At 31.3% G+C, this 13,658-nt stretch carries 14 protein-coding genes; 11 read left to right on the top strand and 3 right to left on the bottom strand.

The window, feature by feature from the left end; translation table 11 throughout:
• Positions 1-51: 51 nt before the first annotated feature.
• The gene (locus CQA53_RS04650; protein ID WP_245945663.1) at positions 52-417 is read left to right on the top strand and encodes a cupin domain-containing protein; all 366 of its coding nucleotides are present in this window, start codon (positions 52-54) and stop codon (positions 415-417) included.
• Positions 418-662: 245 nt separating this feature from the next.
• On the opposite strand, the gene CQA53_RS04655 is transcribed toward CQA53_RS04650, so the two are convergent.
• From CQA53_RS04655 to CQA53_RS04665, 3 genes are all read right to left on the bottom strand, one after another.
• Positions 663-1,538: a hypothetical protein gene (locus CQA53_RS04655; protein ID WP_115542865.1), complete on the bottom strand. Its 876-nt coding sequence runs from the start codon at positions 1,536-1,538 to the stop codon at positions 663-665.
• 44 nt (positions 1,539-1,582) lie between these two features.
• Complete coding sequence (locus tag CQA53_RS04660; protein ID WP_115542866.1) at positions 1,583-3,031, bottom strand: amino acid permease; 1,449 nt, start codon at positions 3,029-3,031, stop codon at positions 1,583-1,585.
• A 360-nt stretch (positions 3,032-3,391) separates the two neighbouring features.
• The gene (locus CQA53_RS04665; RefSeq protein WP_115542867.1) at positions 3,392-5,032 is read right to left on the bottom strand and encodes a hypothetical protein; all 1,641 of its coding nucleotides are present in this window, start codon (positions 5,030-5,032) and stop codon (positions 3,392-3,394) included.
• Positions 5,033-5,533: 501 nt separating this feature from the next.
• Between CQA53_RS04665 and rpmJ the strand changes: the two genes are divergently transcribed.
• From rpmJ to CQA53_RS04715, 10 genes are all read left to right on the top strand, one after another.
• Positions 5,534-5,647 carry a 50S ribosomal protein L36 gene (rpmJ, locus tag CQA53_RS04670; protein WP_004088486.1) on the top strand — a complete coding sequence of 38 codons (114 nt, stop codon included), beginning with the start codon at positions 5,534-5,536 and terminating at the stop codon, positions 5,645-5,647.
• A 3-nt stretch (positions 5,648-5,650) separates the two neighbouring features.
• Positions 5,651-6,013: a 30S ribosomal protein S13 gene (gene rpsM, locus CQA53_RS04675; protein WP_115542868.1), complete on the top strand. Its 363-nt coding sequence runs from the start codon at positions 5,651-5,653 to the stop codon at positions 6,011-6,013.
• Positions 6,014-6,023: 10 nt separating this feature from the next.
• Positions 6,024-6,419: a 30S ribosomal protein S11 gene (gene rpsK, locus CQA53_RS04680; protein WP_115542869.1), complete on the top strand. Its 396-nt coding sequence runs from the start codon at positions 6,024-6,026 to the stop codon at positions 6,417-6,419.
• 9 nt (positions 6,420-6,428) lie between these two features.
• Positions 6,429-7,055: a 30S ribosomal protein S4 gene (rpsD, locus tag CQA53_RS04685; protein ID WP_115542870.1), complete on the top strand. Its 627-nt coding sequence runs from the start codon at positions 6,429-6,431 to the stop codon at positions 7,053-7,055.
• Between the two features lie 17 nt (positions 7,056-7,072).
• Positions 7,073-8,080, top strand: coding sequence for a DNA-directed RNA polymerase subunit alpha (locus tag CQA53_RS04690; protein ID WP_115542871.1), 1,008 nt, complete (start codon positions 7,073-7,075; stop codon positions 8,078-8,080).
• An 11-nt stretch (positions 8,081-8,091) separates the two neighbouring features.
• Positions 8,092-8,445, top strand: a complete 354-nt coding sequence (gene rplQ / locus CQA53_RS04695; RefSeq protein WP_115542872.1) for a 50S ribosomal protein L17 — start codon at positions 8,092-8,094, stop codon at positions 8,443-8,445.
• Positions 8,446-8,590: 145 nt separating this feature from the next.
• On the top strand, positions 8,591-8,809 hold the full coding sequence (locus CQA53_RS04700) for a DNA-directed RNA polymerase subunit omega (protein ID WP_115542901.1): 219 nt from the start codon (positions 8,591-8,593) through the stop codon (positions 8,807-8,809).
• Positions 8,810-9,004: 195 nt separating this feature from the next.
• On the top strand, positions 9,005-11,146 hold the full coding sequence (locus CQA53_RS04705) for a RelA/SpoT family protein (RefSeq protein ID WP_115542873.1): 2,142 nt from the start codon (positions 9,005-9,007) through the stop codon (positions 11,144-11,146).
• A gap of 152 nt (positions 11,147-11,298) precedes the next feature.
• A complete protein-coding gene (gene tyrS, locus CQA53_RS04710) occupies positions 11,299-12,576 on the top strand; it encodes a tyrosine--tRNA ligase (protein WP_115542874.1) in 1,278 nt (425 codons plus the stop codon).
• Complete coding sequence (locus tag CQA53_RS04715; protein WP_115542875.1) at positions 12,560-13,657, top strand: nitronate monooxygenase; 1,098 nt, start codon at positions 12,560-12,562, stop codon at positions 13,655-13,657. The genes tyrS and CQA53_RS04715 overlap by 17 nt, the downstream gene beginning before the upstream one ends.
• Position 13,658: the final 1 nt, after the last annotated feature.

Consider the following 13,658-nt stretch of genomic DNA (forward strand, 5'->3'; position numbering starts at 1 on the left):
TGAAAAATCTTGATAGAATTTTAGTCTATAATTTAATAAAAGGAATAAAACATGGAGAAAGTTTCTGATTTTGAGACTTATCATATAGTATCTTGGAATATCGAGAATTTTATATATAATGAGATAAAACTGAATGTTTTAGCGCAAAATAGTGCAAGTAAAGAAATTCAAATCATTATGCCTAAGAATAGCGAGATGAAAGAACATAAAGCACCATTTGCTATAAGTGTACAAGTACTTCGTGGATGGATTGAATTTAGTATAGATGATAAAATTATGAAGTTACAAGAGCTTGATATGATAAGTTTAGAAGCGAATATCCCCCATTCATTAAAAGCTTTAAAAGATAGTATTGTGCGTTTGAGTTTGGCAAAAAATGATTCTGTTGCTCGTGTGAATGCGGTGTTAAAAAATTAGTTCAGATTTTATATTTTTTATAATTTCGTGCAGCTTAGTCTTGTCTCATTATTATTGCATATAATCTAAAAATAAACCATAAATACTTCATATTCATTATTTGAAGAAATAAGATTGATTAATTAAAAAATATAGTCTAAAATTTTGTTCCTGACTGCAATATACACTTTTTACTTGATTTTTTCAAAACAAAGAATTGAATAAATCTTTATTTTGAAGTGTTTTAGAATTTTTAGGTTCAATTATTAACGAAAGAGATTCTGCAAATGAATTACATTATCATGAAAACTACGAAAATCTCTACGCTTTTGTTTTGAAGGATATATCTTGCCTAAGACTTTTGATACAGTAACACTTGCCTGCATATCTTTTCGACTAATAAAATCTGATATTGCTTGTTTTTTTCTAGAATCTGAAAGTCCATATTCTGCAGGTTTATAGTCCTTATAAGTGAAACAATCATATTTTTTCATAAGCATACTAAAGATACTTTGGTCGTGGCGATTTTCTCTAAATTCAGGGTAATTTGGTGTGATTGATGGACTATCATCGACAAGGTAAAAATGATTATAAATAATCTCAAGCCATTCGTTGATAAGCTGAAGTGTAAATGGAGATTTTTTCATAAAAATCGCTGTAGCCTTAATTTGTGGGGATTCTATAAATTTTGGATTGTCTAACACTCCAAAATGTGCGAAAATATCACCTTTTGTCCATTGTTTTTCTAATAGTCCTCCAAGTCGAAATCCAACAATATCATGATTTTTTAGAATCTGTAATTTTTCCAAAAGATTTTTCCCTTGATTATGTATAAATTCGCAACCACTATCAGCATATATAAGCCAATCGTTATCATTCATTTGTTCTAAGCTTTGTAATATAACTTGAGGTTTCCAGCACCAATAGCCAAATCCGCGAGTGGGTTTTACCCCCCCCCCCCCATCGTTTTTCTGATAAAATTTATCTCCGAGCCGTTGTTTGAATCTCAAGTCAAGATTATACTCATTATAGAGCAGAATATCTGTAAAGATTCCCATATTTGTAGCTTGACTAAGAAATCTTAGACTACTTGGTAAAAGATTTATGTTAGCAAATGTACAGACATATATATTTTGTTGCATTTTATTTCCTTTAACAATTTATTGAATCAAAGATTCTATGGATATTAGTTTTTAAATTTATTTTTGGTGGCAAAATATATGATATAGCATATCACAATGTATATAATTGTTCCCCAAATAGCAATGCGTTGGCTTTCATCAAAATACACACCAATCATTGATATAACACAACCAAAGATTCCAATAATTTGTATGTATGGTGTAAAAGGTGTTTTATATGCTAAATCATCTAGTTTCCCGCCACTAGCAAGATATTGTTTGCGAAAGGCATATTGACAATAGCTAATGCTAGTCCATACAATCATCATTGTAAAACCACTCACAGTAATTAAAGATTCCATCATATTATCAATATTTTTATTGTTGATATATGCACTGAAATCAGGGTTTATTTGCAGTGCAATATAAATAACTAGTTCAAAGAAAAATGGTAAAAGTGAAAATCCCATTGTCATTAATAATGCATAAACAGGAATTCCTCGTTTATTAATTGTAGCAAAAATTTTTGGATACATTTTCTTTTGTGCTAACCCCCATATCATACGCGCACTTGCATATAAGCCAGAATTTGCGGTAGAAAATAAAGCGGCGATCAGAATAAAACGCATAATATCGGGAATATAGGGCAATCCATTTTCGACAAAAGGCAATTTGATAATTTGGAGGGTTGTTACAAATGGACTCTCTGTAATTCTTGCATCATTCATAGGAACAAAAGTCGCAATAATAAATACAGAACCAATGAAAAATATGATAATTCTAATAAGTGTGGCTTTAATAGCTTTTGGCATAGCATTTCTAGGGTCTTTTGTCTCACCAACTGCAACACCAATAACCTCTGTCCCAGTAAATGCGAAATTGACGGCTAAGATTGTCATAAATACTGCACTAAAACCATTTGGAAACCACTGATCATTATTTGCACTATAAAAATTTGCAAAAGTCATATTAAATCCATATAGATATAAATTATAAATAATACTTATAAAACCCAAAAGGAGAAAAATTAAAACTGCAAATACCTTAATGAAGCTTACAATAAATTCGCCTTCAGCAAAAAGTTTTACCGTGAAAATATTAAGAAGAAAAATTGCTATGGCACATAACGCTACCCATACATAGAGATTTACATCGGGAAACCAAGCTGAAATCAACAAAGCAATTGCTGTGTATTCTACCGCAACAGTTGCTACCCAATTTAACCAATACATCCAAAAAATTACATATCCAGCACTAGGGCTAATAAATCTATGTGCATAATCTCCGAAACTACCGGTATTTGGAAATGCACTTGATAATTCACCAAGTGAAAGCATAACACTATAAACAATCACGCTAGCCACGCAATATGCAATAAGTGTGCCTAATGCACCTGCTTGATGAATACTGCCACCACTTCCTACAAAAAGTCCTGTTCCCATAGCCCCACCAAAAGCTATCATGATTAAATGCCGTGTTTTTATTTCGCGTATAAATGTGTTATTTCCACTCATTCTATTTGAATCCTTGTATCGTATAATTTCTATACCATTTGTTATGCACTATACTATTTTTTATATTCAAGAAACTCTTAATAATATAAGGCAATAATATTTTAGCGAAAATTATTTACTATGTGTGAAAAAAGCACTGGAATAGTTTGTTTTTATAGCCAATACAGATTCTATAACTTTTTGAGAAGTAGTTACTATGATAAGAGTGTCAAAATTTGGAGCAACAAATCTTAATTTATTTGGGAACTGAAAGATAAAACAATATTGAAACATTGTTTAAAACAAAAACTAATGTCCAAAACTCTTAAATTTATCTGTAATTTCGTAGGAGCAGGTGCATTTATCTTTCCACGACACAATTTAATGTGGAATTCTCTTTGTGCTTTCCTCATATTTTTTAATTTGCGTATCAAATACACGAATGAGATTTGGAAGATTTTTTTGTATTCTATATAAAGCACTTAAATGTGCCTTGAGTGGATTGCCCCAAATTGGATTTGGTCGTGATACCGAATCTATTTGCATCTTGCATGCTTCAATAGCCTTATTTAAGCCAACAGAAAGAGAACGTAATTGTGCAAGATAGTCTCTTGCATCTTTGATTTTTATTGCAACATTTGTTTTAAAATTGTTTAATGAGTAATCTACTTTTTTCTTTATTGTTTGTAATTCAAGTTCTCGTGTTTGGACTTCTCGCATTTTTGCTTCAAGAATTTCTTTTGTTTGTTTCAATTTATCTTCCAGCACATTTTTTGCGTCTTGCAATTGCCCTTCAAGATTTAAACGCACCTCTTTATATTGGTCTTCTTTTGCTTTTATCTCGGCTATTTGTGATTCCAATCCTTCCCTTTGTTCTTTAATTTTAGAATCTTTATATTTATTTTCCAACACCTCTCTTTGTTCGCGATATTCCGACTCTTTAGCATTAGCTATTTTTAACCTTTCATCAAGTCCATCTTTTACAGATTTGAATGCCGATCGTTTTAATTGTACTTGTGCCAATTGCGATTCCTTCAGATCCATTTCTTGCAACTGCGTTTCTTTTAATCTTTGCTCACATTTACGTAATTCTTGTAAATCAGCATCCATTTCCGCATAATGATTTTGAACAATAAGATTTTGATAATGAGTGTAAAACTTTTCTATTTTTTGAAATATTTCATGATGTTGAGTATTTGGAGATGATGAATACGGAACATAAAATAAAAATTCCACATTGGGTATAAGCGTAGATTCTGTTTCATATCTTTTTGAAAATTCTTCTTTGCAAGTGCGTTCATATTCTTCATCATGAAAAATAAATGTTGGCAAGTTTTCATCCGATAAACTTGTGCAAATAGTAGTTTCAAGATATTTCACTCCATCAGACCAATCCCGAAGGCAATAATAAAACATACCAAAATCCATAGCTGTGATATTATTTCTATCATTAATAATGAGATTAACAGCAAGAATATGAAGAAAATCTCTAAATCGTTTATCGGAAATATTAGAAAGTTGTTTTACAACATTGTTTTCATCATTATCAGTAATGAGTGTTCCTGTAGGATTTGCATGAGCAACAAGAGATTCTATAAAATTGATTGCCTGTGTTTTATTCTCATCATTCCAAAATTGTTTAAAATTATAAGTATCAAAGAATTTTTTTAACTTATGTGCTTCTGGAGCGAATTGTTTGAGTTTTTCAAAAATTGCTGTATTTCTTTGAGTAAAAAGATACTGGTAGAGATGATCTGTGTTTGTATGACTCCCCATTTCACAATATGCGGTATATTTATCTAGCTTATTTTTATTTTTAATAAGACTATTTGCTTTTGCTTTAATTGGCACTTCACCAAATAATGCTGCAAAACGCATTTGTATATCTAGTGCATCATCATGTCCATAAAGCAACAAAGTTTTATTGCTCAATGTGCATAAAAGTGCTAAACGTACCTCTTCTTCCCTTCCATATAACCCTTGGTTTAAAATAGATTCTAATCTTTCGATAGCTTCCTTCATAACAATACTCCACATAAGAATACACAAATTTATATTATATCATATTTTAATATGTATTTATAGTTATTGTTAAAATATCAAATTACATTTTTGTAAAAAGTCACATCATTTGCTATATGTTGCTCTAAAAAATGTTTTTATCTTTAAAAGTTCATTGTTAAAATATATTTTATGCCATATCAACATCTTATAGTCATAGAGATAGAATTGGAGTCGTTTGTTGCTTATAAAAAAATAAAAAAATGATTTTTTTATTGAAATATTAATCTTTTTTCTATATAATTCTTGGTTTAATTCTTTAATATAGATTAAATGAATTAAAAATTTTACCTTAAATCAGAAAACAAGAAACTTATATTTAAAGTAAGAAAATTGTAAAGAGCCTTAAATTATGAATATTATAAAAACAACAATATTCAATTAGGGTATATTTCATTTTTAGAAATTATTACATTAAGTAAAAGATTGTAATTACTGATATTTTAAGGTTGGGAGTTCGTTATGAAAGTAAGACCATCGGTTAAAAAAATGTGCGACAAATGTAAAGTCATTAAGCGCAAAGGTGTGATTCGTGTGATTTGTGCGAATCCAAAACATAAACAAAGACAAGGATAAAGCATGGCTAGAATTGCTGGTGTAGATTTGCCAAAAAAGAAGAGGGTAGAATATGCTCTAACATATATTTATGGTATTGGACTAAAAAGCTCAAGAGATATTCTCAATGCCATAGGTATTTCTTTTGATAAGCGAGTTAATGATCTCAGCGAAGATGAAATTTCAAGAATTGCGAAAAAGATTCAGGAAAACTACATTGTTGAAGGTGATTTGCGTAAAAAAGTTACAATGGATATTAAAGCATTGATGGATTTAGGTAGTTATCGCGGTTTGCGACATAGAAAAGGCTTACCTGTGCGTGGGCAAACAACGAAAAATAATGCCCGTACACGAAAAGGTAAGAAAAAAACCGTTGGTAGTAAGTAAGGAGTAGAATATGGCTAAAAAACAAACGAATCTTAAAAAAAGAGTGGTGCGAAAAAATATTGCACGTGGAATTGTTTGCATTTCTGCTTCTTTTAATAATACAAATGTTACTGTTACTGATGAAATGGGTAATGTTGTATGCTGGGCTACTGCGGGTGGTTTAGGATTTAAAGGAAGTAAGAAATCTACCCCATATGCTGCACAACAAGCTGTGGAATCTGCAATGATAAAAGCTAAGGAACATGGTATTAAGGAGGTGGGTATTAAAGTCCAAGGTCCAGGTAGCGGACGTGAAACTGCTATAAAGAGTGTAGGTTCAGTTGAAGGTATTAAGGTATTATGGATTAAAGATGTAACCCCATTACCACACAATGGATGTCGCCCACCCAAAAGAAGAAGAGTGTAAGGAGGAAGTATGGCACGATATAGAGGACCAGTAGAAAAAATCGAACGACGATTTGGTGTTTCTTTAGCTCTTAAGGGTGAAAGAAGAATAGCAGGTAAATGTGCTATTGAGCGCAGAAGTTATGGACCAGGGCAGCATGGGCAAAGAAGAAGTAAAATTTCTGACTATGGCTTACAGTTACGTGAAAAGCAAAAAGCAAAGCTGATGTATGGTGTAAGCGAAAAGCAATTTCGATCTATATTTAAAGAAGCTAATCGCCAGGAAGGTAACACTGGTGAAAATCTTATTAAATTGCTTGAAACAAGACTTGATAATGTTGTATATCGAATGGGATTTGCAACTACGAGAAGATTCGCAAGGCAACTTGTAACACATGGGCATTTGCTTGTGGATGGTAAAAGAGTAAATATTCCATCATATGTTGTGAAACAAGGGCAAAAAATTGAAATCAAAGAAAAAAGTAAGAACAACGCCCAAATTGTTCGCTCATTAGATCTTGTTGCTCAAATAGGTATTGTTCCTTGGGTTGATATTGATAAAGATAAACGATATGGTATTTTTACGAGACATCCAGAGAGAAGCGAAGTTGAGATTCCAATAGAGGAGCGTTTGATAGTAGAGCTCTATTCAAAATAAGATATGAGGGTAATGTGATGAAAAGTATAAAAATAAGACCATATATTCCAGAAAGACTCGAAATTGAGGAGTTTTCACCCAATCATATTAAATTGCACGCTTATCCATTTGAGCCACATTATGCTATTACAATAGCTCACCCTGTGCGTAGATTGTTGCTTTCTAGCACAGTTGGATATGCACCTATTGCAATTAAAATTAAAGGTGTTGCACATGAGTTTGATTCAGTACGCGGTGTTTCTGAAGATGTTGCACCATTTATTACAAACATCAAGAATTTAAAATTTAAGATTAACAGCGAAGCACAAAAACAAGAGAAATTTGAATTACATTATGAGTTTCGTGGACCTATAGAACTAAAAGGTGAACATCTTAATAATGAGATAATAACAATTTTAGATTCAGATTTACATTTAGCAAATATTAACAATGAAGCAGAACTTAAGTTTTCTCTTATTATACAAAAGGGGTTGGGATATGTTCCTAGTGAGGCTATTAGGGCGGAAATAGGCAATGATTATATTCCACTTGATGCTTTTTTTACTCCTGTAAAAAAAGCTGTATATGAAATTGAGAATGTTTTGCATGAAAGTAATCCTAATTTTGAAAAAATTATTTTTGAAGTTGAAACAAATGGGCAGGTTGATCCAATGGATGCTTTTAAAGAAGCTGTTGGAATTATGCATTCTCAAATGAGCGTTTTTGGTGCAGAGCTAAATGATGTACCTACAAGTAATAATCGTCTTAATGATGATAGTCCAGAATTAAAAACACTACTTTCTAGCGTTGAGATTCTTAATCTTGAACACAGACCAAGTAATTGTTTGCAAAAATCCAACATAAAATACATTGGTGAGTTAGTTTTAATGAGTGAAAGTGATTTGAAAAATATTAAGAATCTGGGAAAAAGATCTTTTGATGAGATTGTCCAAAAACTTGCTGAAGTTGGATATGCTATTGGTGGAGATCTTCCTAATGATTTGGTTATTACACTTAATAAAAGATTAGCTAAACTTAAGAACTAAAAGGAATATAAATGAGACATAAACATGGATATAGAAAGTTAGGTAGAACTTCTTCTCATCGTAAAGCATTATTAAAAAATCTTAGTATTGCTTTAATTAAATATAATCGTATTGAAACAAGTGTGTTTAAAGCTAAGGAATTACAAACCTATATTGAAAAACTTATAAGCATATCAAAAAAAGCAGATTTTAATACACATAGATTTATATTTGCAAAATTGCAAGATAAAGTAGCGACTAAGAAATTAATTGCAGAAATTGCTCCAAAATTTGAAAGTCGCAATGGTGGTTATACTCGTATTCATAGAAGTTGTATTCGTCGAGGAGATGCATGCATAATGGCAATTATTGAGTTTGTAGAATAAAGATATTTTTGAGCTTATAATTTTAAGTTTTTGTAATATTATATAATTAGTTATTGTGTATATCATTCATGCTTTTAAGATATGAATGATACCAAAACAAAAGTTCTATGATATTTTTTCTATTATAATATGTGAGGTGTTTGTTATGGTAAGAATAGAGCAAACTATTTCTCAAGCTTTAGATAAGACAGGAAACGATAGGTATAAACTATCGGTTTTAGTTTTTTCGAGAGTGAAAGAATTGAGTAATGGTGCCAAACCGCTATTAAAATATTCAGAAGAATATTTAAAATGTATGGAGCCTTGTGATATTGCACTTACAGAAATCGCTGAAGGAAAGATTACTTTTGCTAATCCATTGTAGCAAAATGTTTGTTTTGTTGTAATATTTCAGCATTTGATTTCTATGATTTATTTTTTTTAATATTTTAACAGAAAAGATCTTGTATCTACAAGAAAACTAAAGACTTGTATTTTCTTATAATTTTAGATTGAAGAGAATACAATTATAGATTGTCTATATTTTATTCTATTTTGCAGTTGAAGTAGGTTGTTTTTTATGAAATTTTTTGATACATTGTCAAAAATTGATAATATTAATGATGCGTTAGTGCAATTTGAGTCATTGCAGGCATTTACGCCAAAAATCACGCAAGCATTAGAAGATACAAAGAAGTTTCATGAGGGACAATTACGAAAAAGCGGTATTCCTTATGTTATTCACCCGATTTGTGTGGCTTGTATTGTTGCATACTATGGTGGCGATGAAGCTATGATTTGTGCTGCACTTTTACATGATGTTGTAGAAGATACTTTATGTGAAAGTAACTACATTTATCAAAATTATGGTAGTGTTGTTGGTGATTTAGTAGAGGCACTTACAAAGATTATTGAGATTCGCAATGAGGAATTGCCATCTGCAACAAACAATGAAAAACTTATTATGCAAGCTCTTTCTTTTAGAAAAATACTTCTTGCAAGCATTAAAGATGCACGAGTGCTTGTTATAAAAATTAGCGATAGAATGCATAACATGCTTACTCTTGATGCACTACATACAAAAAAGCAAATGCGTATTTCAGAAGAAACACTTGTGGTTTATGCGCCAATCGCTCATAGACTTGGTATCTCATCATTAAAAAATGAATTAGAAGATAAAAGTTTTTATTATATCTTCCCAGATAAATACAATAAAATTCAAAGTTATATGTCCGAAAAAAGACAAAGTCTTAATTTGCGTTTAAATGATTTTACAGAAAAGGTTACTACCTTACTGCTTAATAATGGTTTTTTGCGTGATGATTTTACCATAGAAAGTAGAGTAAAACGTAATTATTCGATCTATCTTAAGATGCAGAGAAAAGGTATTAGTATTGATGAAATTTTGGATTTGTTAGCATTGCGTATTATTGTTAAAAACCCACTTGATTGTTATAGAGTTTTGGGGATTATTCATATTAATTTGAAACCTATTCCTTCACGATTAAAAGATTATATTGCATTACCCAAAGAAAATGGGTATCAGACAATACATACAACGGTTTTTGATAGTAGTGTTGTATATGAAGTGCAGATTCGAACTTTCGATATGCATAAAAATGCAGAACTTGGGGTTGCTGCACATTGGAAATATAAAAGTGGTATTGTTCCAAATACAGCATGGTTACAAAATATGCAATATGATAATAACACAATAGAAGAGTTTTATGAACTCGCTACAAATGATTTATATCGTGAAGACATTGTTGTTTTCTCTCCTGCGGGAGAAACTTTTAATTTGCCTGTTGGTTCTGTTGTCCTTGATTTTGCGTATGCAGTGCATAGTAAAATTGGTGATACAGCAAAAGAAGCATTTATTAATCATCAAAAAGCCTCGCTATTACAGAAATTAAAGAGCGGTGATATTGTAAGGATTGTAACAGGTTCAGATATAAAAACTCGTTGCACTTGGATAGATTTTGTAAAAACTTCAAAGGCAAGAAGCCATATGCGTACAATTTGCCACAATAAAAGTAAAGAAATAGATAAAAAGGTTGCAATTAATATTCTCACAACAATTTTTGACAAAGATCATAGTATGTTTGAAGAATTTATTCATAAATATAGCCTTGAAGATCAAATAGGAAGAGTAACAACAGATTTGGGTTTTTTAACAGATATTAAAAATCAAATTAAAACAGAATACCATATTAATGATAGTTTTTTTGCAATGATGAGATTTAAAACAATTAAACTGAAACCTTTAGAATTTGATAATATTGTTCTTTGGACAAATCGCAATATTCATGATGTCATTTTTGATTATTGTTGTCACCCTCGATATGGAGATTCTATTGTTGCTATAAAAAATGGGCAAAAGGTTATTGTCCATCATAAATTATGTGATAAAGCGAATGAACAAATTAATAGGGGTATTAATCAAATTTTTGTACAATGGACAAAAAATGCAAAAATGAATTATAAAATCATTATTTCTCTTGAAGACAGACGTGGCGTTATTGCAGATTTTCTCACAACACTTGCAAAATTTGGTTTCAATGTATTAAAGGTAAGTTATGATGGTTATCAAAATACTTTTTCTCCTTTATGTGAAGTAATTGCAGAAACAGATGTTAACGATATAAAAAAACTTAAGGAAGCTATGCAAAGAAAATACAAAATAATCAAGTTTTCAAATCTAAAAGATGCATATCAAGAATAATATTGTTTGAAACTTCGATATAATTTTATGTTTAATTTAATGAAATCAGAGCAATTGTATTAGAGAATCTTTTTACTCTATTTTATAGAAAGACAATAAAAATAGAATTTTAAGTTTTGATTACATCTTAAGTTGCTGGTTGAAGGAATGGTATGAAAGAAGATTCTGAAGATAAAGTATTATGTGATAAAATTGATGAGGCTATGGCAGAGATTTCACGTGGATCTGTTGATTTTATTGGCAAGGAATATATTAAATCTCTTGTAAGAAGGTTTTACACTTCAGGAGAAAATTTTATCGTAAAAGCGGGTTTTGATCCCACGGCTCCAGATTTACATTTGGGACATTCGGTATTATTGAGAAAGCTCGCTACTTTTCAAAAATATGGTGGGCGTATAAAATTCGTTATTGGTGATTTCACTGCCACAATTGGTGATCCATCGGGAAAAAGTGAAACAAGAAAAATTCTTAGTTTTGAAGAAGTGGCAAATAATGCAAAAACTTATGCAATACAAGTTTTTAAAATCCTTGATCCTGAAAAAACAGATATTTGTTTTAATAGGGATTGGCTAGGAAAGCTTACAAGTGCCGATATTATGCGTTTGACAGCACATTATTCTGTTGCGAGAATGATGGAGCGAGATGATTTTGAAAAAAGATTTAGAGAGAATACACCAATTTCTATTGTTGAGTTTATGTATCCTCTTCTACAAGGATATGATTCTGTTGCATTAAATTGCGATATTGAATTAGGCGGAAATGATCAAAAATTTAATCTTTTAGTTGGGAGATCATTACAACGAGCATATCATTGTTGCAAAGAACAAAGTGTCATAACCATGCCTTTGCTTGAAGGATTAGATGGTGTAAATAAAATGAGTAAAAGTCTTAACAATTATATTGGTTTAACAGATGATCCCAACAATATGTATGCAAAGATTCTAAGCATTTCAGATGAACTTATGTGGAGATACTATGAACTATTAAGTGTAAAAAGCCTCAAAGAAATCGAGGCATTAAGACAAGGTATGCAAAGTGGTAGTCTGCATCCAAAACATATTAAAGAAATATTAGCTCTTGACATTACCACAAGCTTTCATAATGAGAATCTTGCTAAGAACGCACAAGTAGAATTTAATGCAGTATTTGGTAGAAAGGAGATTCCAACAGATATTCCGACATTATGCGTATCACTTGGTGAATGGATATGTAAAGTTTTGGTTGATTTGGGATTTGCCCAATCAAATTCACAAGCTCGTAGAGATATTCAAGCAGGGGCATTGTATATTAATCAAGAAAAACAAAGTGATGAGAATTTTAAATTTTTACAAGAAGGTGATTTTGTTTTAAAACTTGGTAAAAGAAAGTTTGCTAAAATAGTTGTTACAAAACAAAAAAGTAAGGTTAAAGATTATGAACACAGTGTTTAAAAGTTTAAAAATTGGAAAATATATAATTAAATATCCCATTTTTCAAGGGGGTATGGGTGTAGGCATTAGTTGGGACGAACTTGCAGGAAATGTATCCAAAGAAGGTTGTTTAGGCATTATATCTGCTGTTGGAACAGGATATTATAAAAATATGCAATTTGTAGATAAGATTTTATCTAGTAAACCATTTGAAGCCATTAATTTTTATAGCAAAACAGCACTGAATGAGATTTTTAAAAATGCAAGAAAGATTTGTGGGAATAAACCACTTGGCACGAACATTCTTTACGCAATTAATGATTATGGCAGAGTAGTCAAAGATGCATGTGAAGCTGGAACAAACATGATTATTACCGGAGCAGGATTACCTACAAATATGCCTGAATTTACAAAGAATTTTCCCGAAGTTGCTCTCATTCCGATTATATCATCTGCAAAAGCTTTACGAATTATTTGTAAAAGATGGAGCGAACGATATAAACGCATTCCAGATGCGGTTGTTGTAGAAGGACCTCTTAGTGGCGGTCATCAAGGTTTCAAGTATGAAGATTGCTTTAAAAAAGAATATCAATTAGAGAATATTGTTCCCGAAATTGTTCAAGAATCAAAACAATGGGGAAACATTCCCATCATAGCTGCGGGTGGGATATGGGATCATGATGATATTCATAAAATGATGTCTTTGGGAGCTAGTGGTGTGCAAATGGGAACAAGGTTTCTAGGCACAAAAGAATGTGATGCAAAGACATATCAAAAGATTCTTCCATATATCAAAAAAGAAGATATTGAACTTATAAAATCCCCTGTTGGCTACCCTGCAAGAGCATTGCGTGTTGGTGTTTTAAAAAGATTGGAAGAGGGTAATGCTCCAAAAGTCCAATGTATTAGCAATTGTGTAACACCATGTCAAAGAGGGAAAGAAGCAAAAAAAGTGGGGTATTGCATAGCGGATAGCCTTGGGAAAGGACATTTAGGAAATCTTGATGAAGGCTTGTATTTTAGTGGTGCAAACGGATATCGTATTGACAAAATTCTCAGTGTGAAAGAGTTAGTTAATGAACTTACACAACGCGATAAGTGAG

It is taken from the genome of Helicobacter didelphidarum, assembly GCF_003364195.1.
GTDB classification, from domain to species: domain Bacteria; phylum Campylobacterota; class Campylobacteria; order Campylobacterales; family Helicobacteraceae; genus Helicobacter_A; species Helicobacter_A didelphidarum.